Consider the following 23,559-nt stretch of genomic DNA (forward strand, 5'->3'; position numbering starts at 1 on the left):
CTTCGAGGCCGTTGACACAGGACGTCACCCCGAACCGAGAACCGCACCGAGGCGCTCGTCCAGCCGGAATCCGCCAGGGCTCGCGACCGGGCCGGGCACAGGGCACCGGGAACGGCGATCAGCACGCCCGCCGGGAGCATCGCGGCCGGCGGCGAGGACCAACGCCCGCAGGGCCGGGTCCAGCGCCGTGCACTTCGAGCCGACGCGCGCCCCGGAGCGGCCGGTCGAGCCGGCCCCGACGGCTACCGCCTCGTGCTGTGCGCACGCGTCTGGACCCGAGCGGCCGGGGCCGGGCGGCGCACCACGTCCGCCGCGGCGCCCTGTCCCGTCCGCGACAGGGCGCGGAGCAGGGCGCGGGCCACCGCGTCGTTCTCCCGGAACGCCGGGGCGTCGGTGCGGGGACGGGCGAAGGCGGCGACGTCCCGGGCGTTGGTCGGCGCGCCCAGGGCGACCCGCCGGGGATGGGGCCCTCCCATGGAGGCGTCGTGCACTCGGCTTCCCCGGGCCGTGACCGCGACCAGACCGGTGCGATGGATGTGCGTGGCGTCGGCGACGACCTCCTCGGTGACGGCGCCGTCGCGGTGCAGGCCCCGCAGGAGCGGGTCCTCGGTCCGGTCGAGCGACGGCCGTGGCAGGTATGCCTCGATCAGGGCCGTGGCGAGGACGGTGTGGCCCGGCACCGTGGCGCTCGTCCCGGTGAAGGTGCCCGTGGTCTCGTTCGCGCCGACCCGCAGGTCCGCGCCGAGGAACCGGACGACCCCGGCCCGGGAGAGGGCGAGCAGTTGCCGCAGCCGGAACCCGGGCGGCCCTGAGGCGAGGAAGGAGAAGAAGCCGTGCCACCAGCCGTCGAGTTCCTCCGCGACGGACCGCGCGGTCAGCCGGCCGCCCGCGACGAGCCGGGGCAGGTGGCCGTAGAGGGAGAGCAGCGCGAGGAACGCCCCGAGGTCGGCGCTGTGGGCGGGGTCCTCCCGCCGGGTGACGTCGCGGCTGATGTGATCGCGCAGATGCGCCTGGAACGCCTCGGGCGTGGCGAAGACCTGACCGGCCAGCGGCCGGTCGAGGGCCTCGAAGTCCAGCCGGTCCGCCGGGTCGGGTACGGCGGCGGCGACGAGGGCCTCCCTGGGGGCGGAGTACCAGTCCGCCCGGTCGTAGGCGGCGAGGAAGTCCGGCCACGCCATGCGCGTCCGCTCCGGGTGGGCGTGGAACAGCTCGTGGTAGTGGCCGAACCCGATCTCCTTGGCCATCAGCGGCCACACGTCACGACGCAGGTCCAGGGGACGGTCGAGGGCGAGCAGCGCGTCGACCGCCTCGGGGCCGAAGTGGCGGGGCAGCGTGGGGCGGGGTCCGCGCAGCCGGTAGCCCGTCTTGGAGTGGTACGGCACCCCGCGCCGTGATCCGACGTGCAGGACCGGCTCCCGCCCGGACGGCAGGTAGGTGAGCGTGCCGTCGGCCTCGGTCCGGTAGCCCCCGCCCCGCCCCTCGGTGAGCAGCACCATCAGGTCCACGAAGGCGAGCCCGAAGCCGCGCAGGATGACGTGTTCCCCGGACCGTACGCCCGACAGGTCGGCGTCGGACGAGAACGCCGGCGGGAGGTGGAACAGGCCGTGCCGACGGGCGAACGCGGCCAGGTCCCGGTGCTCGGCGGTCGGCGTGGACCCCAGGTGTCCCTGGGCGAGGACGACCAGGTCGGCGGTGAGCGGTGTGGCGCGCCCGGCCAGGCGCACGTACTGCGGTCCGTCGGGCGGGCCGGTGACGGCCGTCGCGGTGGTGGGGTGCCACTCCACGGTGACGGACGGCGGCAGGTCGGCGACGGCTCTGCGGAACACCCACTCCAGATAGGCGCTCTGGGCCCGGCGGGTGGGGAAGTCGCCCGGCCGCAGGGCGCGCAGCTCGGCGAGGACCTCCGGATCGGACGGTTCGGCGTACGGCGGGAAGCGCGGTGCGCGGCCGGAGAACTGCGCGGCCCACGCGGCCAGCGACGGCCCGGGCCGCACGGGGCCCTCGATCGTCGAGGTCTCGTCGGTGAAGAGGGTGACGTCCTCGGCCATGGAGTTCATCCGCAGCAGCGGGGACTGGTCGTGCCGCCAGACCCTGCCCGGCCCCGGCGGGTGCGGATCCACCAGGTGGATCCGCAACTCCCTATCGGCAGACCACAGTTCGGGGGCGTTCGCGGCGATGCGTTCCACGAGGCCGGTGCCGCGCGGGCCCGCGCCGACGATGACGAGCACGGCCGCCGGACGTCCGTTCACCGCTCGCCGCCGATCGCGGACCGGCCGTCGGCGGCGGTCAGGGCGCGGAGCCGGGCGCGCAGCACGGCCAGGTGGACACGGGACCGCTGCCACGGGGTGGGCGGCAGGGCGCGGGCCGCGCCGCGCGCGTAGTACCGCTCGACGTAGAACTGGCCCGCGCTGAGCACCGTCGTCACGGCGACATACCAGAGCGTGGCCACCAACAACAGGGGGATGACCTGGTACGTCTGGTTGTAGACCAGCTGTACGGAGTACAGCAGGTCGTGCACGGCGAGCACGCTCACGATGCTGGTGCCCTTCAACGTGCCGATCAGCATGTTCCCCGCCGTCGGCACGATGGAGCGCATCGCCTGCGGGACGACGATCCGACGCAGGGTGCGCCGTCTGCCCAGGCCGAGCGCCTGGGCGGCCTCGGTCTGACCGGCGTCCACGGAGAGGATGCCGCCGCGCACCACCTCGGCGGCGTAGGCGGCCTCGTGGAGGGTCAGCCCGATGACGGCGGTGAGCGTGGGTCCGAGCAGGTTGACCGTCTGGACGGAGACGAACTGCGGTCCGTAGGGGATGCCGAGACCGAGCGTGGGGTAGAGGGCGCCGATGTTGAACCAGAAGAGCAGTTGCACCAGCAGCGGCGTGGACCGGAAGATCCACACGTAGCCCCAGCTCAGAGTCCGCAGCACCGGATTGCCGGAGAGCCGCATCACCGCCAGCGGGGTGCCCAGCAGAAATCCGAGCACCATCACGACGCCGGTCAGCCACAGCGTCAGCAGCAGACCGTCCAGCACCGCTCCGGTGGTGAAGTAACGCCCCACCACGCCCCATTGGAAGGCCGGGTTGCGCACGACGGAATCCACCGCCATGACGAACAGGAACAGTGCGGCGGCCGCGGTCAGCCGTCGGCCCACGCGTCGGCGCGGGACGATGCGGGGCAGGTCGTCGAGAGCGGCCGGACCGCCGGGCGGCGGGCTGCCGGGGGGCGAGCCGCCGGCGGAGGGGGCGTCGGGGAGCCGGCCGGCGGTCTTCAGCCGTCCGGAGGCAGGGACGGACGCGGGATCGGCGGGGGTGACGGGGGAAGGCGAGACCATGCGAGGTTCTCCAGAGAGGGAAGCGCCGCGTCGTCGGCGGCGTCGGTGACCCATCCGGTGCGCGCGTACGCGGGCACCGCGCGGCTGCGCGGCGTCGGCGCGCGAACGGCGCTGCCGGTACCTCGGCGTCATCACGGGGCCGCGTCCCTCAACGCGGCCGGAGCGGCGGCCGCCGCACTCGACGGCCCCGGTCCTCCGCCGATCGTATGTGCCGACGGTGCGGCCCTGTCAACCACCTTGCCCAAGGCGGGCGTTCAGAGCCGGTCCGGCATCCGGGCGGAGGTTGACGGAATCCCGCACGACATGGTCAATTGGCCGTATGAATGCTGAGCGGCGTCTGGTCACGCGCGACCACATCGACTTCGGTCGGGTGTGGTCCGCGGCGTGTTGCGCCTGACTCGGCAGCGGGCTGTCTGACCGGCCCTTCCCTCCCTCGGTGACCCCGTCGCGGGCCGAGCTCTCCCTTCGTACCACCGTCCTACGCCGGCGCTGACCGGCGTACGCGCGGTTCTACGACCCCGGACGCGCGCTGCCGCCGCCCTCTTCCACCGCCCGAGGCCCCTGTCCTCGGCGCCATCACGCCCGGTACCCCTTCGCCCCGACCTGCCCCGACGCGCCGGCACCCGGCCGTACGGAGGGCCGCCTCACCCTGCCCGGGTGCGGCCCGAGCACCCCGCACACTGACGAAAGGCCATGTGTCATGCCCGTGGAACTCCCCGGCCACACCGCGACAGACGACGGAGCCGCCGCCCGCACCCAAACCGCCTCCCTCCACGAAGCCGCCGCGCACGCCGGAACCGAGGTCCGTGCCCCTCGCCGACGGACCCGGGCCCGCGTGCGCCTGGCGGCCGCCGCCCTGCTGCCGTCCCTGTTGGTCCTGAGCGCGTGCGGTTCGGGCGACACCGCCCCGACGGGCGCCGTGGCCGCCACCACCCCGGGCGACGACCCGGTCGCCGCCGTACGGAAGGTGGCTGCCGCCGCCGCCCTGCTGCCCGCCGACGTCCGGACCAGGGGCACCCTGCGCGTCGGCAGCAGCGTCGGCTTCCCACCCGGCGCCTACTACCCGAACGGCTCCGACAGAGCGCCCGCGGGCCAGGACATCGACCTCGCCGACGCCGTCGCCAAGGTCCTCGGCATCCGCCTGGAGCGGCAGGTCGCCTCCTTCGAGACGATCCTGCCCGCACTCGGCAGCGGCAAGTACGACCTCGGCACCGGGAACTTCGGCGTCACCACCGCGCGGCTGAAGACCATCGACTTCGTCACGTACATCAACGACGGTCAGGGCTTCGCCGTACGGAAGGGCAACACCGCGCTCGGCACGAAGGTCACCGACCTCACCCAGCTGTGCGGCCTGACCATCGGCACCGGGGCCGGCACCACCTTCGAGACCACGCTCGCCGCGCAGAAGGGCGTGTGCGCGAAGGCGGGCAAGAAGCCCTATGAGGTGAAGGTCTACTCCGAGAACGGCGCCACGGTCACCGCCCTGCAGCAGGGCCGGATCGACGTGGTGATGTCCACCATCAACGGCCTGCGCTACCAGGCGGCGCAGCCCGCCTCCCGCACCGCCTTCCTGGGCGAGTACCACCGCCTCGACGTCGGCTTCGCCTTCAAGAAGGGCTCCCCGCTCACCCCCGCCTTCGAGGCCGCCGTCGACCAGCTCATCAAGGACGGCACCTACGCCCGGATCCTCAAGAAGTGGGGCACCAGCGCCTCCGCGATCGAGACCTCGCGGATCAACCCGCCCGAACACCGGTGAGCACGGTCGACACCGTGCCTCCCCACCGGCCGGCGCCCCCGCGGGGCGCCGGCCCCGTCCCCCCACCCTCCTCCTTCCGTACAGGACGACCACGTTCCGGAGGCTTCGCGTGAGATTTCAGGTCCTGACCATCGCCGGCCACGCCGCGCACCCGCTGACCGGCGAGCTCGGCCCCGCCGCCGACCGGCTCGCCGACATCGTCGAGACCGGCGTCGTGGCCGAGGAACTGGGCTTCGACGCCTACGCCGTCGGAGAGCGCCACGCCGGCTCGTTCCTCTCCTCCAGCCCCACGGTGCTGCTCGGCGCCCTCGCCGCGCGTACCACCCGCATCAGACTGCTCACCGGAGTCACCGTTCTCGCCGTCCTCGACCCGGTGCGGGTCGCCGAGGACTACGCCACCCTCGACCAGCTCTCCCGGGGCCGTATCGAGCTGGTCATCGGCAAGGGGGCCGAGAAGGGCCACTTCGACCTCTTCGGTCTGGACGAGGACCTCCAGTGGGAGTACCAGGCCGAGAAGTACCGGCTGCTGCGCAGGCTGTGGCGTGAGGAGGACGTGAGCTGGGACGGCCGGTTCCGGCCGCCGCTCAAGGACGTCACCACCGTGCCCCGTCCCTACGGAGACCGGCCGCCGCGCGTCTGGCACGGCTCGGCCACCAGCCTGAACTCGCCCGAACTGGCAGCCGAGCACGGCGACCCGCTGTTCAGCGCCAACGCCATCCAGCCGCGGCAGGCGTACGCCCGGCTCGTCGACCACTACCGCGAGCGGTTCGAGGCGCACGGGCACGACCCGCGCGACGCCTACGTCGGCGCCGGCTCGGGCGGGCTGTTCATCGCGGACACGACCCAGGAGGCGATCGCCCGCTTCAAGGACTACTACGAGGCCCGGGTCCGGCAGACCCACAACCCCCGGCTGGAGGGCAGGCCCGGGTACAACACGCCCTTCCGCACCATCGAGGACGCCGTCGCCGACGGCCCGCACCTCATCGGGAGCCCGCAGCAGATCATCGACAAGATCCTGGGCTTCCACCGGTCCTACCGCCACGACCTGCAGTCGATCACCGTCGACGCCTCGGGACTCTCCCTGCCGGAACAGACCGATCAGCTGCGCCGCTTCGCCGACGAGATCGCCCCCGTGGTGAGGCGGGAGGCCCCCACCACGCTGTGGCAGGAGCCGTGATGCTCCAGCAGTGGCGCGGCCCGGCAGCCGGCTAGACCGAGAACCGCGAGCCAGGCCGGCGTCACACTCGTCTCGTCGATGGTCCCGCTGCCGTTCTCGCCGGTGGCATCGAAGGGGGGACACCGCGCCCCGTCCCGCACCGCCGCACGGTGCGTAGTGCGCGCGCGGCGGGGTAGACGGGCCGCATCGACCGCCAGTGGATGAGGAGGCCCCGCATGTCGGCCTGGCCCGTTGCGGCGAGCGGAGTACCGCTCGAGCGAAATGTCCTCCTGGGCGGCCGCTACCGGCTCCGGGGCTCCCTAGGATGCGGTGGCACGGCCGACGTCTTCCGCGCCCTTGATCAGGTGCTGGGTCGTGAAGTGGCCGTCAAAGTCTTTCGTGCCGGCACAGGCACGGTCACCGCCGACCGCTTCTGCGACGAAGCGCGCGTGCTGGCCCGGCTCTCCCACCCCGCTCTCGTCACGGTCTACGACGCCGGGCGCCACGGACAGGGCGCCTACATGGTGACGGAGTTGATCCGCGGTACCACGCTGCGCACCCGGCTGGACGCGGGCCCCCTGCCCGCTGTCCAGGTCATACGGCTGGGCGCCGACCTCTCATCAGCCCTCGACCACGTCCACGCACACGGCATCATCCATCACGATGTGAAACCCTCCAACGTCCTGCTCAGTGAGAAGGGTTCACCGCACCTGGCCGACTTCGGCCTGTCCAGGACTGTGCACGACCAGACCCACAGCGCGTCCGACACCCTGGTGGGCACCCTCGCCTACATGGCCCCCGAACAGTTCCTCGGCCAGGGCGCGAGCACGGCCAGCGACATCTACGCCCTGGGAATCACCCTCCTGGAGGCACTCACCGGCCACCGCGAGTACGAAGGCTCACCCGTGGAGATCGGCACCGCCCACCTCCTGCGGCCGCCCCGTGTACCAGAGGACCTGCCGGTCGAACTCGCCCGCTTGCTGACGTCGATGACCGACCAGAATCCGCGGGCACGCCCCGACGCAGCCGCCGTGCACCTGCGCCTGCGGGACCTCGCGCATGCCCGCTCCCGCCCCAGGGGGACAGCGTCGCCCACGGGCACCTCCCCTGCGCCACGGCCACCCCTCACGGACGCCGGCTTCCGCTCAGGGACCGGGCGAGTCCCCGAAGCGCCACAAGGCAGGACTACCAGCCGTCGGCGGGCGCCTCTGTACGGTCTCGCCGCGGCGAGTGTCGCAGGAGCATGCGCGCTGATGATCGGGGGCATCCCGGCAGGGACGCAGACACCCGCCACCGCCCACGATCGCGAACGTCCGTCGATGTCGAAGGACACGGAGGCGGCAGGCCCCCGGCCGGCACCGCCGGCCCGGCCGCCCGCCGAGACCTCACCGCCTGCCACCTCGCAACAGCCTGTCGTCACACGATCGGTACGTCCCACGCCGGCACGTCCGGACGGGCCGTACTCTTCGCAAGCGGGCAAGGACCGCCCGGCGGAGGCGCCCGGGTCGGCGAAGGCGAAGGAGGCCTCCGGGAAGGAGAAGGGCAGGAAGGGCAAAGGACGGTGAGCCGGCCCCGACTCTGACGACGGCAGCGCGGCAGCGGCTCCCGCGCCACCTGCCGTGACACCGCGCACGCCACGGCGCTGCCCCGGCGGCCGGCCGCTCCCGTCACCGGACCGATCCGCCGTCAGCACGGCGTGCGGAGTGAAGGCAGCGACGTTCACCCGCAGCCGGGCCGCCGACACCTTCGCCGGGCGAGGGTCGCCTACCCCCGCCCGGCGAAGGTGTGCTCAGGCCGCGACGGGTGTGTAGTGCGCCGCGTCGTCGCCTTCGAGGACGTGACTGCGGTTGCCGTCGACACCGACCGGGACGTCGCCGGCCACCGTCACCCGGTGCAGCAGACGCGGCAGGTCGCCGTAGTCGTCGGGGGCGTAGTGCTGGGTGATGCGGTTGTCGAAGAGGACGACGTCGCCGGGGCTCCACACCACCCGCACGATGTTCTCCGGGCGCGTGACGTACGACTGGAAGATGCGGAGCAGATCCCGGGACTCCGACGGGCTGAGTCCGATGATGCTCTGCGCGAAGCCGCCGATGAACAGGCCGCGCTCCCCGGTCTCGGGGTGGACGCGGACGACGGGATGGGCGGTGCGGTACTTCCGGGACACGAACCGCTTGCGGTGCTCGGCCGCCTTCTCGCTCTTCGGCGCCGCGTAGTCGTAGTCGTTGGTGTGCACCGCCCACAGCCGGTCCGCCAGCTCGCGCAGCGGTTCGGGCAGGTCCCGGTAGGCGGCCGCCGAGTCGGCGATCAGCGTGTTGCCGCCGTAGGGCGGGACCACGATGCCGCGGAGCGTGGACGCCTTCGGCGGCGTACGGACGAAGGTGACGTCGGTGTGCCACTGGTTGGCGCGCACGCCCTCGTCACCGTCCACCGGCAGGATGCCGGGCTGCCCGTCGACCGAGGGCACGGTGGGGTGCGCGGTGGTCAGCTCGCCGAACAGGGCGGCGAAGCGGAGCTGACCGGCGTCGTCGAGGTCCTGGTCACGGAAGACGAGCGCCTTGTGTTCCAGGAGCGCCGTGTTGATCTCGGCGACGACGGCGGGAGCGATCTCGCCGGACAGGTCCACGCCGAGAATCTCGGCGCCGATCCGGCCGCCGATCCTCCGGATGTCGAACGCGGTGCTGGTGGTCATGTGCGGTGTCCTTTCGATGGTGCCGCGCGATGTGCGGACGGGTGCGGTACGAGGGTGGTCAGGCGCCGGTCACGCGGGGCTCCGGGCGTCCGCCGTCAGCCGGTTGGCCGGCCGCGGCAGGCCGTAGTGCTCGCGCAGGGTCCGGCCGGTGTACTCCGTACGGAACAGGCCACGGCGCTGCAGGATCGGGACCACGTGGTCGACGAAGTCCTCCAGCCCCCCGGGGAGATGCGGCGGCATGATGTTGAAACCGTCCGCGGCCCCCTCGGCGAACCAGCTCTGCAACTGGTCGGCGATCTGCTCGGGCGTCCCCGCGAACACCCGGTGGCCGCGACCGCCGCCGAGCCGGGCGATGAGTTCGCGCAGGGTCAGGCCGTCACGCCGGGCCAGCTCGGCGACGAGCGTGAAGCGGCTCTTGTTCCCGTTGATGTCCCGCTCCTCCGGGAGGTCCGGCAGCGGGCCGTCCAGCGGCAGGCCGGTCAGGTCGGTGCCGAGCATGCCCGACAGCTGGGCGAGCCCGTACTCGGGCACCTGGAGGTCGGTCAGCTCCCGTTCCAGTGCGCGGGCCTCCGCCTCCGTGGACCCGATGACGGGGCAGATGCCGGGAAGGACCTTCAGATCGTTCTCCTCCCGGCCGTGGCGGGCGAGGCGGCTCTTGAGGTCCTTGTAGAAGGTCTGACCGTCGGCGAGGGTCTGCTGCGCGGTGAACACGGCCTCCGCGTACCGGGCGGCGAACTCCTTGCCGTCCTCGGACGACCCCGCCTGGACCAGCAGCGGATGGCCCTGGGGAGAGCGCGGTACGTTCAGCGGGCCCCGCACCCCGAAGTACGTTCCCCGGTGGTCGATCTTCCGGACCTTGTCGGTGTCGGCGTAGAGCCCGCGCTCCCGGTCGAGCAGGATCGCGTCGTCCTCCCAGCTGTCCCACAGCTGGGTGGCGACCTCGACGAACTCCCGTGCCCGCTCGTAGCGCAGGCCGTGCTCGAGATGCTCGTCCTGACCGAAGTTGCGGGCCTCGTCGACCGTGCCGGAGGTGACGATGTTCCAGCCCGCCCGGCCTCCGCTCAGGTGGTCGAGGGAGGCGAACTTGCGGGCGGTGTGGAACGGTTCGTTGAAGGTGGTCGACACGGTGGCGATCAGGCCGACGCGCTCGGTGACCGCGGCCAGGGCGGACAGCAGGGTCAGCGGTTCGAAGCCGCCGAGCGCGTTGTGGCGCACGTTGCCCCACAGGGCCAGGCCGTCCGCGAAGAAGATCGAGTCGAGCCTGCCGCGCTCGGCGGTCCGCGCGAGCTGCTGGAAGTAGGAGAGGTCGGTGACCCGTTCGGGCTGGGTCAGGGGGTGCCGCCAGGCGGCGTCATGGTGTCCGGCACCCATCAGGAACGCGTTCAGGTGCAGTTGGCGGGGTGGGGCGGTCGCGGTCATGGGAGTCCTAGACGTGAGGTGGGGCGGGCGGTGGCGTGGGGGCGTGCCGTCGGTACGGCGGCGGTGCCGTTTCGGCCCGGCGGTGACAGGGACGGGCCGTGTCGCGAGGCCCGTCCCGGTGGGGGCGGCGGGCCGTCAGGCGGGAAGGCGCCAGGAGCTGAGCCGTCGTTCCACGGCCACCAGGAGCTGGTTGAAGGCCACGCCGATGGCCGAGATCGTGATGATCCCCGCGTACATCTGCGGGATCGCGAAGTTGTACTGCGAGGCGTTGATCAGGTATCCGAGCCCCGCCTTGGCGCCGATCATCTCGGCGGCGACCAGCACCAGGATCGACACCGCTCCGGCCAGCCGGATGCCCGTGAAGACGACCGGCACCGAGGCGGGCAGGATCACCTTCTGGAACAGGCGGGGCGCCGACAGGTCCATCGACCTGGCCAGGCGCAGAAGCGTCGGGTCGACATGGCGTACGGCACTGATGGTGTTGAGCAGGATCGGCCAGGTGCACGCGTACACGACGATGGAGATCTTCGACGTCTCGCCGATCCCGAGCAGCAGCACGAAGACCGGGAGCAGTGCGAGCGCGGCGGTGTTGCGGAACAGTTCCAGGAGCGGGCCGAGGACGTCGGCGACGGGCCGGTACCACCCGATCAGCAGGCCGAGCGGTACCGACACGGCCACGGCGATGCCGAAGCCGGTGAACGACCGGGTCAGACTGGCCCCCGCGTTCTCCGCGAGCTGCCCGTCGAGGGCCAGCTGCCACCAGGCCGTGGCGACCTCGCTGAACGGCGGCAGGAAGGTGCGGTCGACGAGGTCGAACCGGGGGGCCGTCTCCCAGAGCAGGAGCAGGCCGACGATCGCCACCGACTTGACGGTCACCGTCCGCAGGAGGCGGAGCGCGCCGCGCCCGGCGGACCGGACGGCGGCCCCGTCCTCCGGAGCCCCCGTCGTCTTGCGCGTCCGCACGGCCGGGACGGGCGATCCGGCCGGCGCGGAGGGACCGGCCGGTGACGGGAGGGGCCCGGCGACCGGCTCCGTGGCGACCGGCGCGAGGGACTGCTCGACGTTCGTACGCGTACCGGCTGCGGGACTCATACGGCGGCACCTTCCTTCTCTTCCTGCTGGGCCTTGGCCACCTCGTCGTGCAGCAGGGACCAGATCTCATGCCGGTGGCGTGCGAACTCGGGGCTGGAGCGCAGGTCGTCCGTCTCGGTGCGGGAGGTGAACTCGATCGGCACCACCTGTTTGATGCGGCCCGGCCGGGACGTCATGACCGCGACCCGCCCGCCCAGGTACACGGCCTCCTCGATGCCGTGCGTGATGAAGACGATCGTCTTGCCGGTGCGCTCCCAGATCCGCAGCAGTTCGTCCTGGAGGGACTCCCGGGTCTGCGCGTCGAGGGCGGCGAACGGCTCGTCCATCAGCAGGACGTCGGGGTCGTAGGCGAGGCTGCGGGCGATCGCCACCCGCTGCCGCATCCCGCCCGACAGCTCGTGCGGGTGGCGCGACTCGAACCCCGAGAGGCCGACCAGATCAAGGAACTCCCGTGCCTTCCGCGCGCGTTCGCGCCGGGGAACGCCGGTCGCCTCCAGGCCGAACTCCACGTTGCCCTGCGCGGTGCGCCAGGGCAGCAGGGCGTACTGCTGGAAGACGATGCCGCGGTCCAGGCCGGGCCCGGTCACCGGCTCCCCGTCGAGGAGGACCCGTCCGCCGTCGGGGCGGGCGAGACCGGCGAGCAGGTCCAGGAGCGTCGACTTGCCGCATCCGCTGGGGCCGACGACCACGACGAACTCCCCGGCGGCTATCTCCAGGTCCAGGCCGTCGAGCGCGGCCAGCTCCGACCTCCTCCCCGCGCCGGGGCGGCCGCCGGCCGGTCCGGCGCCGGGGCTCCGGCGCGAACCGCGGCCCCCCGAGGTCTCCTTGACGGGGAAGGTCTTCCGTACGCCCTCGAACACGATCTTCGGCGGGGCGGTGGGCTCCGTCATGGGAATCAGCTCCTTCCCCGCGTCGCGGATGCCGAGGCGGCGGCGGACGGCCGCCCGGCGCCGGCCGCGTTGAACTCGTTGGTGTACAGCTCCGAGAGCTTGATCCGGCCCTTGTCGATGTCACCGCGTTCGGCCAGCCAGTCCACCCACAACTGGAGCTCCTTGCCGGTGATGAGCCCCGCCTTCTCGGCGACGCCGAAGGACCGCCAGTACTTCAGGGGCCCGGTGTCCTCGTTGCGGCCGCGCTTCTTCACGATGTCCGTCATCCGGGAGACGACCTCGTCCCGCGGAGTGGCCCGGGACCATTCGATGGCCTTGCCGACGCCGGTGACGAACGTCCGCGCGGTGTCCGGGTTCCGGTCGAGGAAGCGGTCGGTCATCACGAAGGTGCCCGCGCTGAACGCCCCGAGGAGCTGGAAGTCCGTGAACAGCGGCCGTATGCCTCCGGTGGCCAGGGCCTTGTCCCGCAGGATGCCGCCGAGCACGGCCACGTCGATCTGCTTCTGGCGCAGCGACTGCTCGGTGTTGACCGGGGGGACGACCAGTGGCTCGACCCGGCTCGCCTCCGCGGCGGACAGTCCCGCGCGGCGCAGGAAGATGTCGAGCATGGCCTCGGCGTGGGCTCCGAGGGTGTTCATCCCGACCTTCTTGCCCGCCAGGTCACGCGCCGAGCGGATGGGGCTGTCGGCGAGGACGTAGTAGCCGTTGTACGCGTGCTCGTCGGCGCCGTAATAGCTGATGACGGCCTTGACGGGGGTGTTGTTGGCCGCGAGTTTGACCACCGCGCCGTTGAACGCCCCGCCGAAGTCGGTCTGCCCCGTGGCCGCGGACTGGATGTCCTGCGGCCCGCTGATGGTGTTGCCGACCCACTCCAGCTTCACGTCCTCCAGATAACCGAGGTCCGCGGCGAGCTCCGGCAGCGTGACCGTGCCCGCCCACCCCTGGTAGCGGAGGGTCTTGGTCTGCCCCGTGGTGGAGGAACCGCCGCCGAGGGCCGTACCGCAGCCGACAGCGGCGGCGGACAGGCCGAGCAGGGTGAGGAATTGTCGTCGCGTCGATGCGGTCGGGGCCATGGAAGGTCCTGTTCGGGATCGGGGATAAACGGGCAGCGGGAAATAGCCCGTCGGGTACTGGTGATGAGTTGGGGAAAGAGGCAGGGAAAGGCGGCGAATTCCCTCGGAATGGCCGACGGTATTTCCCGGCGGTGGACGTGTCAGTGACGTCGCCGTGGACGTCGCAGAAGCCCGGGAGCGTGATTCCCCGTGGCTCGGCGCGACGTCAACGCGGCTTCGCCACGGGGCTGACGCCGGGGCGGCACCAGGAGTGACGCACGGCGTGACGGATGGTCCCGGGGGCGGTCAAACGGCCGGAAAGGCCGGAGGAAGTGAGGAGGCGAAGCCGACCGCGGGGTCTAGCGACCGGCGGCACAGATGGCGCTGGCCTGGCGTCGCAGATCGACGTGCAGGCGCGCTACGAAATCCTCGGACTGGCTCACATGCAGGATCCTGGCAGCACGTCGGTTCCCCGTCAATGTACGCGTTGTTTCGTCTCACATTCCGAATTGGGGGGCGGAGTTGCCCCCCGGCGCTTCCCCGGCGACTCCCCGTGCCGGCCTTCTTCCTTCCGGCCCCGCCGGACAGCTCCCGCGCGGCCGCGACGCCACCGTGACGTACCGCCACTCCCGTACGACCGGACTCTCCAGGGTGATCCGCGAGGCGGACATCCTGGTGGCCGCGGTCGGCAAGCCGAACGTCGTCAAGGGCGAGGACATCCAGCCCGGCGCCGTCGTCGTCGACGCCGGCTACAACCAGGGCAACATCGGCGGCGTCCACTTCGCTTCCGCCGCCGAGCGGGCCTCCTTCATCACTCCCGTCCCGGGCGGTGTGGGCCCGATGGCGATCGCCGTCCTGCTCGCCCAGACGGTCGAGGCCGCCGAGCGTCAGCTGGGTCTCCGAGGGCCCCGGAGCGGGCGTCCGGAACGTGCCGGTCCCGGTGCCCGCGAGGCGTCGCTGCCGGCGCGAGGCACTCCATCCGCCCCGTGGCCCGGCAGCCCTGGTCCATGTCCGGAGGGTCTCGCCTCCTGGATTCCGGCACCCTGCACGCGCGCACCGGACGCCGCACCCCCGCCCCTCGGCGGACGCCGAAGCTCTCCGGACGGTCCGTAGCACGCCGACGACGACGGGAACAGCCCGAACGCGACGCGCGATTGTCACGGTTCTGTACGAGACGTGCTGCAACTCGTCCGCGACGGCGGCGTGTCGGCCGTTTCCGGGCGACCCTGGGCACCATGGCCCCGTTCTCCGCCGACCCGTCGTCGCCCCTGCGGTACCTCCTCCTGCCGGTTCTGCTCGTCCTCGCCGCCGCCCTCGTGGCCGCCGCGCTGGTCGCGGGCCGCGACGCGGGGGGCGAAACGACGCCGGAGGGCCCGGCGGCCGGCACGGCGGACGCGGCGGGCGGGACCACCCGGACCACGCAGGCCGGCGCCCAACAGCCAGCCCCCCAGGGCCAGATCGCCGGGCGGCGGCCCTCGTCCGCCCCCGCCACGCCCTCCGCGTCCCTCCGCCCGTCCCCCACGGCGTCCCCGGCATCGGCCGCGCCCTCCGCCGCGCCCGCTGCCCCCTCCGCGAGCGCACGGCCGGTGCGCCGACGGGAACCGGCGCCGTCCGCCCTCTCCTACGACCGGCTCAGGGCGGGGGAGTGCTTCGACATCGACCGGTCCGCCCCCGGCACCGTCACCCGGCGCGCCTGCGACCGCCCTCACGACGCCCAGCTCGTCACCGTGCTGCGACTGACCGGCGACCTTCCGAGCGACCAGGACGTCCGGGACGCGGCCGCGCGCCTGTGCCGTGAACCGCTGCGCCGCAAGGCGGCGGAACAACCGCTCGGCACCCGCTGGACCACCTTCGTCCAGTATCCGTACCGGACCAGCTATCTCCTCGGTTCCGACACCGTGGCCTGCAGCCTCGCCGCGCACACCGACGACGACACGCCGGAGCGGGACCGCAAGCTCACGGCCCCGCTCCTCTGACCCCCCCGGTGACGGCCCTTCGTGCCACGACGGCGCGAGGCCGTCGCGCCTGTCAGTCCTCGTCGGCCGACAGCGCCGCGAGCGCGGCTCCCGGGTCCTGGTCCGCCGGGCCCGCGGGCGCCCACCGGCCGCTCTCCCTGCGGTAGGGCCACCAGCGGCCGTCCGCGCCGAGCCGCAGCTGGGCCTCCGCGCCGACGACCGTCCACCTCCCCGGTCCCGCCGGGCGCAGCACCGGCCGCTCACCGTCCTCCCAGGCCTCCGCGAGCCGTGCCTTCGCCCGGGTCAGCGCCTCGGGCGGCGGAGTCCACTCCTCCTCCAGTACGGACAGGGCGGCGGCTCCCCCGAACCGCCACGCGCGCGTGGCCAGGTCCAGATCGGCGCGGCGCCGCCCGGAGCCGGTGGCGAGCCGCGTCGCGATCCACCCGGCGGGGGACGCGGCGGCGAGCCGCACGGCGTCCTGGTCCACCGTCAGGGGCACGCTCGGCGCGGCCCCGTCGTGGGACGGGGCAAGCGCCTCCGCCAGCATCCGGTGGGCCCGGGCGGCCGTGTCGGCCGCCAGGAACTCCAGCGCCGCCGGGTCGAGGCCCGGACCCGGGTCCGCCTCGGTGTCCAGGGACGGAGGTTCGCCGGGCGCCGGGGGCAGCGCCGGGGGAGCGGGCAGCGGCGGCAGGATGTCACGCGCCGCGAACGCCTCGCGCGCCGGCACTCCCTCGACAGCGGTGCCCTCCGTCGACGCGGCCGGCGTGGCCCGGGACGCGCTGCGCTCCTGCAGCTCTTCCAGGAGCGCCCGCTCCCCGCGGCCCCGCATCAGCAGCAGGACGAACGGATCCTCGTCGAGCAGCCGCGCCATCTGATGGCAGAGGGCCACCGTGTGCGGGCAGTGGTCCCACGCCTCGCAGCCGCACTCCGGGTCGAGGTCGCCGATCCCGGGCAGCAGATCGAGCCCGGCGGCCGCCGCGTCCTCCACGAGATGCGGCGGCATCTCGCGGTCGAGCAGGGCCGCGATGTGCCCCGCGCTGTCCACGGCGAGGTCGAGCAGCCGGTCCCACTCGCCTCGCGAAAGCTCCCGCAGCAGCACGTCACTGCGGTAGGAGGCGCCGTCGCGGTCCTTCACGACGGCCGTGATCCGCCCCGGCCGGACCGACACCGCGCCCACCGCGCCGTCGCGTGCGTGCCGCCGCCCCCGCTTCAGCTGCTCGTTGTCGAGCGCGGTGTCCTCCAGCGCCTGCAGCCACGCCCGGCCCCACCACGTACGGGCGAAGGCCGCGCCGCGCAGGGGCGGCAGGGCCGCGAACGTCCGTTCCTCGCCACCGGTCTCGTATCCGCTCATCACGCGTCCCCTTCCCCACGCAGCTCCACCAGGTCCGCCAGCTCGGCGTCGGTCAGTTCGGTCAGGGCCGCCTCGCCCCCCGCGCCGAGGACGGCGTCGGCCAGCGCCCGTTTGCGTACGAGCATGTCGGCGATCCGGTCCTCGATCGTGCCCTCGGCGATCAGCCGGTGCACCTGCACCGGCTGGGTCTGCCCGATGCGGTAGGCCCGGTCGGTGGCCTGCGCCTCCACGGCCGGGTTCCACCAGCGGTCGTAGTGGACGACATGACCGGCCCGGGTCAGGTTGAGTCCCGTACCCGCCGCCTTCAGGGAGAGGAGGAAGACGGGCACGTCCCCGTTCTGGAAGCGTTCCACCATCCGCTCGCGCTCGGCGACGGGGGTGCCTCCGTGCAGGAACTGCGTCGCCACGCCCCGCGCCGCCAGGTGCTCCTCGAGCAGCCGCGCCATCCGCACGTACTGGGTGAAGACCAGCACGCCCGTGTCCTCCGCGAGGATCGTGTCGAGGAGTTCGTCGAGGAGGTCCAGCTTCCCCGACCGGCCCGGGATCCGGGGGCGCTCCTCCTTCAGGTACTGGGCCGGGTGGTTGCAGATCTGTTTGAGAGCGGTCAGCAGCTTCACCACCAGGCCGCGCCGCTCCATGCCGTCGGCCTCGGCGATCGCCGCCATGGTCTCCCGTACCACCGCTTCGTAGAGGCCGGCCTGCTCCCTGGTCAGGGAGACGGCGCGGTCGGTCTCGGTCTTCGGCGGCAGCTCGGGCGCGATGCCGGGGTCCGACTTGCGTCGGCGGAGCAGGAACGGCCGGACGAGGGCGGAGAGGCGTTCGGCGGCGGCGGGGTCCTCGCCGCCCTCGACGGCCGAGGCGAAGCGGGAGCGGAAGGTGCCGAGCCGGCCGAGGAGACCGGGTGTCGTCCAGTCGAGGATGGCCCACAGCTCCGAGAGGTTGTTCTCGACCGGCGTCCCGGACAGGGCGACGCGCGCCTTGGCGCCGATGGTGCGCAGCTGCCGGGCGGTGGCGGAGTACGGGTTCTTGACGTGCTGGGCCTCGTCCGCGACGACCATGCCCCACGTCAGGCTGCGGAGCTTCTCGGTGTCGAGCCGCATGGTGCCGTAGGTGGTGAGGACGACCGCGTCGTCGGACAGGTCCGCCAGGCCGCGCGCGGCTCCGTGGAAGCGGCGCACGGGCGTGCCCGGCGCGAACCTCTCGATCTCGCGCTGCCAGTTGCCCATGAGGGACGTCGGGCAGACCACGAGCGTCGGCCCGACGGTCGAGGGATCGGTCTGCCGGTGCAGATGGAGCGCGATGACGGTGATCGTCTTGCCCAGGCCCATGTCGTCGGCGAGGCAGCCGCCGAGACCCAGTGAGGTCATGCGGTGCAGCCAGTCGAGGCCGCGCAGCTGGTAGTCGCGCAGCGTCGCGGCGAGCGCGGCGGGCTGGGCGACCTCCCGTGGCTCGCCCTCGGGGTCGGCGAGGCGGGCGCGCAGCTGTTCCAGCCGCCCGGTCGCCCGCACCTCGACGCGCCGGCCGTCGACCTCGGTGCTGCCGGTGAGTACGGCGCCGAGCGCGTCCACCGGGCTGAGCCTGCGGTCCGCCGAGGCGCGGGCGCGGCGCAGTTCGGCCGGGTCGATCAGCACCCACTGGTCCCTCAGCCGGACCACGGGGCGGCCCGCCTCGGCGAGCCGGTCCAGCTCCGCGCGGGTGAGTTCCCGGTCGCCCACGCCGAACCGCCAGTCGAAGGCGAACAGGGAGTCGGCGGAGAGGAGCGAGGGCAGGGCGGAGGAGCGGGGGCCGGCGCCTTCACCGGAGCCGGTCGCCTCGCCGGAGCCGACGTCGTCCGGCGTGCCGACCGCCCGCCGGCCGTCCGTGCCGAGCCGCTCGTCCCACGGGCCGATCACCGCTTGGGCCGTGAGGCGGTGGGCCAGTTCCCGGGGCCAGTGGATCTGCACGCCGCTCGCCTGGAGCGCCCGGGCCGCGGGGCCGAGGAGTTCGGTGACCTCCTCGTCGGCGAGTTCCACCGCGTCCGGTACCGCCGCGGACAGCAGCGGGGCCAGCGGCGCCCAGGCCCGCGCCGCGCGGCGCAGGGCGAGGAGCGCGTCCATCCGGGCCCGGGGCCCGAACGCCGACCCCGCGGGCCCCGAGCCGGCCCATACCTCGGCCGCGTCCGCCACCAGCGTGGGGTCCGCGGCGCTGTGGATCTGCAGGACGGCGCGGAAGGCCGGTGCCTCGGCGTCGGTGAGGTCGGGCAGTTCGACACGCAGCGACAGGCGTACCCCGGCGTCGTGACCGGCCGCCACGTCCGCGGCCCAGGCCCGCTGCCCGGGCAGCACCTGCGGCTCGTCGGCGGCGAAGGCCGGGCCGCCGGCCGCGAGCGGCGCGGCCGGGGTACGCGGCAGCCCGTCCGCCACCGCGTCGATGAACTCACGCAGGAGCGACTCGGGGTCGGGCAGGAGCGGATCGCCCTCCGGCCCGGTGGCCGGCAGGGGTACGGCATGGGCGGAGGGCGGCATGGAGGCGGCGAGCGTCCGCAGGGCGGTGAGCTCCTCGGGGCCGAGGGGCCCCGCGCGCCAGGCGTCGCGGTCGCTTCCCGTGAGGCCCGGCAGGATCAGCCCGCGGGCCACCAGATGCAGGGCGAACAGGGCGGCGGCGCCCCAGAAGGCGGCCGAGGGCGAGGCCGTCTCGGAGAACCGGGCGCGGGCGAGGTGCGGCAGGGCGTCCCGTACGGGAAGGAACGAGCCGGCCACGGTGTGCGGTCGCAGGTCGTCGGCCACCACGGTGAGGTCCGCCGTCTCGGACGGCCAGACGAGGGGCTCCGGAGTCTCCTCCTCGGGTGACCAGAACGCGATGCGGCCGGCGCGGGGCGGGTCGGAGGGCAGGAAGACGGCGGAGCGGCGGACGAGTTGATCGGGGCTCTGCGACTGCGACAACGCATTCCTCAAATTTGACTAGCGGGGGCCGGGCGGCCGAGGGTACCTGAAGCGGAGGCCGCAGGGGCGCCCCGTCCGGGTGAGCTGGATCACTCCCGGCCGCCGCTCGGTCACCGTCCGTCCGCGACGAGGGCGACGACCGGCAAAGGCGATGACCGACGACCGTGGTGGACCGACGACGGTGGTGGACCGGGCGATGACCGACGACTGCGGCGTCCGACGACTGCGCGGATGGGCGCCCGCGGCGTCCGGCGACTGCGCAAGCGCCACGACGGTGACCACCGCGGCCTCCGGCCCGTGTGCGTTCCCGCGGCTCCTCGCAGCGCGTGGCGGGCGCCGGGCGAAGCCGACCCCGCCGTGCGCGCCGGAGGCGAAGCCGACCCCGCCGGGGTGGAGGCAGCCCCACCCCGGCACCCGGGCCATCCCCCGGGGATGTCGGGGGATGACGCCATGGCTGCGGGCGATCACCCCTCCGTAGGTTCGAAGCAGCCGGGCGGGCCGCGCCCGGGCCCCGCCCACGGACCCCGGAGAACGTCATGCCCCAGGCCACCGCCACCCTCACGGCGCCCGATCGGAGCACGCCCCCGGCGCCGGCGTCCGCCACCGCGAGCAGAGGCGCCGGCAGCGAGTTCGCACCGCTCCTGCGCACCATCAAGGAACAGGGCCTGCTCGAACGCAGGGTCGGCTGGTACGCCCGCGGCATGGCGGTCAACCTCCTCGGCCTCGGCGCCGTGGTGGCCGGCCTGGTCCTCCTCGGCCCCTCCTGGTGGGCCCTCCTCCTCGCCGTGCCGTTCGCCCTGCTCTCCGCCCGCGTGGCGTTCGTCGGCCACGACGCGGGACACGCGCAGATCACCGCCGACCGCCGCCTGGGCCGGATCCTCCAGCTCGTCCACGCCGACCTCCTCCTCGGCATGAGCCGGGAATGGTGGAACGACAAGCACAACCGCCACCACGCCAACCCCAACCACCTCGACAAGGACCCGGACGTCGCCGCCGACGTCCTCGTCTTCGCCCCGCACCAGGCCGAGGGCCGCACGGGACTGCGCGGCTGGCTCACCCGCCATCAGGCCTGGCTGTTCTTCCCGCTCACCACGCTGGAGGGCATCGCCCTCAAGGTCTACGGATTCCAGGCCCTGCTCTCCACGGAAGGGCCCTTCAAAACCCGGCGCGAACGGCTCCTCGAAGGCGCCCTGCTCCTCGCCCACGTCGCCGGCTACGCCGCCCTGCTGCTCTCCACCCTCACCGTCGGCCAGGCACTGCTCTTCGCCCTGATCCACCAGATGCTCCTCGGACTCCACCTGGGCCTGGCCTTCGCTCCCAACCACAAGGGCATGGAGACGCCCGACACGCACCCGGACGGTGACAACTGGGGCCACCTGCGCCGCCAGGTACTGACCTCCCGCAACATCCGCGGCGGAGCCCTGACGGACTGGTTCCTCGGCGGGCTCAACTACCAGATCGAGCACCACCTCTTCCCGAGCATGCCGAGGCCGCACCTGCGGCTCGCCCAGCCCGCCGTGCGTGCGCACTGCCGCACACTGGGTATCCCCTACACGGAGACGGGATTCGTCGAGTCCTACCGGCAGGCGCTCGGGCATCTGCACGAGGTCGGCGAGCCGCTCCGTACGACGGCCTGAGCGCTTCGGCGCGGCGGCCCCGAGAGAAGAGACGAGACGACGGACCATGACGACACGTACGAAGGCAGTGGTCGCGGGAGTGGCCGTCGGCCTCCTCCTGATGCCCCTCATCGGATTCTGGATGTCGCTCCTCGTGGTCCTCGGCGTGCCGGCCGTGGCCTACCTGGCACTCGATCCCGCCCAGCGGCGCCGGCTGCGCCGGATCTCCCGCAAGGAACTCCGCTGACGAGAGACCTCCGCGGACGCCCGCGCGGGCTCCCGTAGGGTCGGAGGCGATCAGCAGCCCGGAGACCGGAGAGGGGAGCCCGGCACCATGAGCGGGACCGACGGGACCGTGACGACGGTCAGCAGCAACGGCGTGTACGCCTTCACCAAGCCGAACCGGGAGAGCGTCACCCTCCTCGCCGGTCTGGGCGTGGAGGGCGACGTCCACGCGGGCGTGACGGTCAGGCACCGGTCGCGGATGGCGAAGGACCCGACCGCCCCCAACCTCCGCCAGGTGCACCTGATACACGCCGAGCTGCTCGACGAGGTGGCGGACTCCGGTTTCGACGTCCCGCCGGGCGCCCTCGGCGAGAACATCACGACCCGGGGGATCGACCTCCTCGGCCTGCCGACCGGCACCCGGCTCCGCCTCGGTGCCGATGCCGTCGTCGAGGTGACGGGGCTGCGCAACCCGTGCGCGCAGATCGACGGCTACCGCCACGGGCTGCTCAAGCAGGTGCTCGGCCGCGACGAGGACGGCCGGCTCGTCCGCAAGGCCGGGATCATGGGCATCGTGCTGACCGGCGGAGTGGTGCGGCCCGGCGACCCGATCGCCGTCGACCTGCCGCCGGAGCCGCACCGCCCGCTGGAGAAGGTCTGAGTCCCGGCTCGTGCGGACCCCGCCGGTTCCCGGGCGCGCGTCAGCGCGCCGGACCGGGCCCCTCCAGCGCGCACGTGTTGACCACGTCACCGGTGGCGGGCCGGGAGACCGTCCGGTCCGCCGGCGGCGCCACGTCGCCTTCCACCCAGCGCCTCATGGCCGCGAAGGCCGAGCGGTAGCAGGGCAGGATCGGCCGCAGCCGGTCCGGATAGGTGTCGAAGAGGCCGTCGGTGTGGGTCCCGTCCTGGATCGTGTAGTACCGGTGCAGCCCGCCACGCCCCCGGTCGTCGATCATCCGCGCGTAGACGTCCGAGTCGGCCGCGATGGGCAGCAGCGTGTCGAGATCGCCGTGCAGGGTGATGAGCGGCTTGCCGATCCGGCCCGTCAGGGCGACCCTCTCGACCGCCCGGTGGACCGAGCGGGGCCGTGAGGCGTAGTCGTACGCGGCGTCGGACGCGCACGGCGCGAGGATCCGCTCGACCGTCGTGCCCGCGGTCGCGCCCGGGCAGTGCGGATCGTACGCGGGGTCGAACTCGGCCCGGAAGATCTTCTGGGTGAGCCCCCAGTAGGCCTTCTCGTGGTACGGCCACAGGAAGCGCGAGCCGGGCGCGAAACCGGCGTCGAACAGGTCCTCGTCGGACGCCCGGCCGAGGGAACGGGCCACGGTCACGGGCAGGGTGGTGAGCAGGTTCGGTCCCCGGGTGGTCCAGAGCACGCCCTCCCAGTCGACCCCTCCGTCGTACAGCTCGGGCCGGTTCTCCAGCTGCCAGCGGGTCAGATAGCCGGCGTTCGAGATGCCGGTCATGTACGTGCGCTCCGGAGCCCGGCCGTACCGCTGCCGCACGGTCTTCCTGGCGGCCCTCGTCAGCTCGGTGACCCGGTGGTTCCACTCGGCGACCGCGTCTCCGGGCCCGCGTCCGTCGGTGAAGAAGTCCGGCCCGGTGTTCCCCTTGTCGGTGGCGGCGTAGGGGAAGCCCTGGGCCAGCACGTGGTCGGAGATGAGCGCGTCGGTGGAGTACTGGCGGCGGGTGCCGGGGGCGCCGGTGACGACGAGACCGCCGTTCCAGTCGGCGGGCAGGCGGATCACGAACTGGGCGTCGTGTGCCCAGCCGTGCGTGGCGTTGAGACGGGAGTCGTCGGGGAAGTAGCCGTCGATCTGGATGCCGGGGACCCCGGACGGGTTCGCGGTGCCCTTCGAGGCCAGACCGGCCTGGTCGGCCATGTCGGTGTACGGCGTACCCGCCAGGGCGGCCGTCGTCAGATCGGCCAGGCAGGCGGTCTCCTGGTGGGCGGCCCCGGGGACCGTGAGCCGGTCCTGGCGGGCGCAGGCGGCGGGTGAGCCGGTGTCGGCCCCGGCGGGGGCGACGGGGCCGACGACGGTCACCCCCGCCAGGAGCGCGGCGAGCAGCGGGACGCCTCTGAACAGGCGCATGGACGGCCTCCGG

General features: G+C 73.3%; 18 protein-coding genes and 1 pseudogene. 8 read left to right on the plus strand and 11 right to left on the minus strand.

What is annotated here, in order from left to right:
* Positions 1-242: 242 nt before the first annotated feature.
* Together AB0K65_RS12405 and AB0K65_RS12410 are read right to left on the minus strand one after the other, a co-directional pair.
* Complete coding sequence (locus AB0K65_RS12405; protein WP_365715756.1) at positions 243-2,249, minus strand: FAD/NAD(P)-binding protein; 2,007 nt, start codon at positions 2,247-2,249, stop codon at positions 243-245.
* A complete protein-coding gene (locus AB0K65_RS12410; RefSeq protein ID WP_365715757.1) occupies positions 2,246-3,331 on the minus strand; it encodes an amino acid ABC transporter permease in 1,086 nt (361 codons plus the stop codon). Before AB0K65_RS12410 ends, AB0K65_RS12405 begins: the two co-directional genes overlap by 4 nt.
* A 700-nt stretch (positions 3,332-4,031) precedes the next feature.
* Here AB0K65_RS12410 and AB0K65_RS12415 point away from each other — a divergent pair.
* The 3 genes from AB0K65_RS12415 (at position 4,032) to AB0K65_RS12425 (ending at position 7,808) form a co-directional block, all read left to right on the plus strand.
* The gene (locus AB0K65_RS12415) at positions 4,032-5,087 is read left to right on the plus strand and encodes an ABC transporter substrate-binding protein (protein ID WP_365715758.1); all 1,056 of its coding nucleotides are present in this window, start codon (positions 4,032-4,034) and stop codon (positions 5,085-5,087) included.
* A 109-nt stretch (positions 5,088-5,196) separates the two neighbouring features.
* Positions 5,197-6,264, plus strand: coding sequence for an LLM class flavin-dependent oxidoreductase (locus AB0K65_RS12420; RefSeq protein ID WP_365715759.1), 1,068 nt, complete (start codon positions 5,197-5,199; stop codon positions 6,262-6,264).
* A 215-nt stretch (positions 6,265-6,479) separates the two neighbouring features.
* Complete coding sequence (locus AB0K65_RS12425; RefSeq protein ID WP_365715760.1) at positions 6,480-7,808, plus strand: serine/threonine-protein kinase; 1,329 nt, start codon at positions 6,480-6,482, stop codon at positions 7,806-7,808.
* 224 nt (positions 7,809-8,032) lie between these two features.
* Here the strand turns inward: AB0K65_RS12425 and AB0K65_RS12430 are convergent, their stop codons facing one another.
* The 6 genes from AB0K65_RS12430 to AB0K65_RS12455 all read right to left on the minus strand — a co-directional run bounded on the left by AB0K65_RS12430 (position 8,033) and on the right by AB0K65_RS12455 (position 13,828).
* The gene (locus AB0K65_RS12430; RefSeq protein ID WP_365715761.1) at positions 8,033-8,932 is read right to left on the minus strand and encodes a TauD/TfdA family dioxygenase; all 900 of its coding nucleotides are present in this window, start codon (positions 8,930-8,932) and stop codon (positions 8,033-8,035) included.
* A gap of 69 nt (positions 8,933-9,001) precedes the next feature.
* Positions 9,002-10,351, minus strand: a complete 1,350-nt coding sequence (locus AB0K65_RS12435) for an LLM class flavin-dependent oxidoreductase (protein WP_365715762.1) — start codon at positions 10,349-10,351, stop codon at positions 9,002-9,004.
* A 135-nt stretch (positions 10,352-10,486) separates the two neighbouring features.
* Positions 10,487-11,443, minus strand: coding sequence for an ABC transporter permease (locus AB0K65_RS12440; RefSeq protein WP_365715763.1), 957 nt, complete (start codon positions 11,441-11,443; stop codon positions 10,487-10,489).
* A complete protein-coding gene (locus AB0K65_RS12445) occupies positions 11,440-12,333 on the minus strand; it encodes an ABC transporter ATP-binding protein (protein ID WP_365715764.1) in 894 nt (297 codons plus the stop codon). The genes AB0K65_RS12440 and AB0K65_RS12445 overlap by 4 nt, the downstream gene beginning before the upstream one ends.
* A 5-nt stretch (positions 12,334-12,338) precedes the next feature.
* Entirely contained in the window at positions 12,339-13,406 is a 1,068-nt protein-coding gene (locus AB0K65_RS12450; RefSeq protein WP_365715765.1) for an ABC transporter substrate-binding protein, read from the minus strand.
* Between the two features lie 338 nt (positions 13,407-13,744).
* Positions 13,745-13,828, minus strand: a complete 84-nt coding sequence (locus AB0K65_RS12455) for a putative leader peptide (protein WP_365715794.1) — start codon at positions 13,826-13,828, stop codon at positions 13,745-13,747.
* 133 nt (positions 13,829-13,961) lie between these two features.
* Here AB0K65_RS12455 and AB0K65_RS12460 point away from each other — a divergent pair.
* Positions 13,962-14,285: pseudogene (locus tag AB0K65_RS12460) on the plus strand (bifunctional 5,10-methylene-tetrahydrofolate dehydrogenase/5,10-methylene-tetrahydrofolate cyclohydrolase); the annotation flags it as partial.
* A 335-nt stretch (positions 14,286-14,620) separates the two neighbouring features.
* Positions 14,621-15,361, plus strand: a complete 741-nt coding sequence (locus tag AB0K65_RS12465; RefSeq protein ID WP_365715766.1) for a septum formation family protein — start codon at positions 14,621-14,623, stop codon at positions 15,359-15,361.
* A 52-nt stretch (positions 15,362-15,413) separates the two neighbouring features.
* On the opposite strand, the gene AB0K65_RS12470 is transcribed toward AB0K65_RS12465, so the two are convergent.
* Together AB0K65_RS12470 and AB0K65_RS12475 are read right to left on the minus strand one after the other, a co-directional pair.
* Positions 15,414-16,691, minus strand: coding sequence for an SWF or SNF family helicase (locus AB0K65_RS12470; protein ID WP_365715767.1), 1,278 nt, complete (start codon positions 16,689-16,691; stop codon positions 15,414-15,416).
* Positions 16,691-19,612: a DEAD/DEAH box helicase gene (locus tag AB0K65_RS12475; protein WP_365715768.1), complete on the minus strand. Its 2,922-nt coding sequence runs from the start codon at positions 19,610-19,612 to the stop codon at positions 16,691-16,693. Before AB0K65_RS12475 ends, AB0K65_RS12470 begins: the two co-directional genes overlap by 1 nt.
* Positions 19,613-20,148: 536 nt before the next feature.
* On the opposite strand from AB0K65_RS12475, the gene AB0K65_RS12480 reads away from it, so the two are divergent.
* The 3 genes from AB0K65_RS12480 to AB0K65_RS12490 all read left to right on the plus strand — a co-directional run bounded on the left by AB0K65_RS12480 (position 20,149) and on the right by AB0K65_RS12490 (position 22,114).
* The gene (locus AB0K65_RS12480; protein WP_365715769.1) at positions 20,149-21,249 is read left to right on the plus strand and encodes an acyl-CoA desaturase; all 1,101 of its coding nucleotides are present in this window, start codon (positions 20,149-20,151) and stop codon (positions 21,247-21,249) included.
* A gap of 46 nt (positions 21,250-21,295) precedes the next feature.
* Positions 21,296-21,475, plus strand: coding sequence for a hypothetical protein (locus AB0K65_RS12485; RefSeq protein WP_365715770.1), 180 nt, complete (start codon positions 21,296-21,298; stop codon positions 21,473-21,475).
* Between the two features lie 87 nt (positions 21,476-21,562).
* Entirely contained in the window at positions 21,563-22,114 is a 552-nt protein-coding gene (locus AB0K65_RS12490) for an MOSC domain-containing protein (RefSeq protein ID WP_365715771.1), read from the plus strand.
* A gap of 40 nt (positions 22,115-22,154) precedes the next feature.
* Here the strand turns inward: AB0K65_RS12490 and AB0K65_RS12495 are convergent, their stop codons facing one another.
* Positions 22,155-23,546, minus strand: coding sequence for a tannase/feruloyl esterase family alpha/beta hydrolase (locus AB0K65_RS12495; protein WP_365715772.1), 1,392 nt, complete (start codon positions 23,544-23,546; stop codon positions 22,155-22,157).
* Positions 23,547-23,559 lie beyond the last annotated feature (13 nt).

It is taken from the genome of Streptomyces sp. NPDC053755 (genome assembly GCF_040677675.1).
In the GTDB taxonomy this organism is placed as follows: domain Bacteria; phylum Actinomycetota; class Actinomycetes; order Streptomycetales; family Streptomycetaceae; genus Streptomyces.

Coding starts and splice junctions, on each gene's coding strand:
- AB0K65_RS12435 (WP_365715762.1), bottom strand. CDS start 10,351: ATGACCGCGACCGCCCCACCCCGCCAACTGCACCTGAACGCGTTCCTG.
- AB0K65_RS12470 (WP_365715767.1), bottom strand. CDS start 16,691: ATGAGCGGATACGAGACCGGTGGCGAGGAACGGACGTTCGCGGCCCTG.
- AB0K65_RS12445 (WP_365715764.1), bottom strand. CDS start 12,333: ATGACGGAGCCCACCGCCCCGCCGAAGATCGTGTTCGAGGGCGTACGG.
- AB0K65_RS12425 (WP_365715760.1), top strand. CDS start 6,480: ATGTCGGCCTGGCCCGTTGCGGCGAGCGGAGTACCGCTCGAGCGAAAT.
- AB0K65_RS12485 (WP_365715770.1), top strand. CDS start 21,296: ATGACGACACGTACGAAGGCAGTGGTCGCGGGAGTGGCCGTCGGCCTC.
- AB0K65_RS12465 (WP_365715766.1), top strand. CDS start 14,621: ATGGCCCCGTTCTCCGCCGACCCGTCGTCGCCCCTGCGGTACCTCCTC.
- AB0K65_RS12415 (WP_365715758.1), top strand. CDS start 4,032: ATGCCCGTGGAACTCCCCGGCCACACCGCGACAGACGACGGAGCCGCC.
- AB0K65_RS12495 (WP_365715772.1), bottom strand. CDS start 23,546: ATGCGCCTGTTCAGAGGCGTCCCGCTGCTCGCCGCGCTCCTGGCGGGG.
- AB0K65_RS12440 (WP_365715763.1), bottom strand. CDS start 11,443: ATGAGTCCCGCAGCCGGTACGCGTACGAACGTCGAGCAGTCCCTCGCG.
- AB0K65_RS12410 (WP_365715757.1), bottom strand. CDS start 3,331: ATGGTCTCGCCTTCCCCCGTCACCCCCGCCGATCCCGCGTCCGTCCCT.
- AB0K65_RS12490 (WP_365715771.1), top strand. CDS start 21,563: ATGAGCGGGACCGACGGGACCGTGACGACGGTCAGCAGCAACGGCGTG.
- AB0K65_RS12430 (WP_365715761.1), bottom strand. CDS start 8,932: ATGACCACCAGCACCGCGTTCGACATCCGGAGGATCGGCGGCCGGATC.
- AB0K65_RS12480 (WP_365715769.1), top strand. CDS start 20,149: ATGCCCCAGGCCACCGCCACCCTCACGGCGCCCGATCGGAGCACGCCC.
- AB0K65_RS12450 (WP_365715765.1), bottom strand. CDS start 13,406: ATGGCCCCGACCGCATCGACGCGACGACAATTCCTCACCCTGCTCGGC.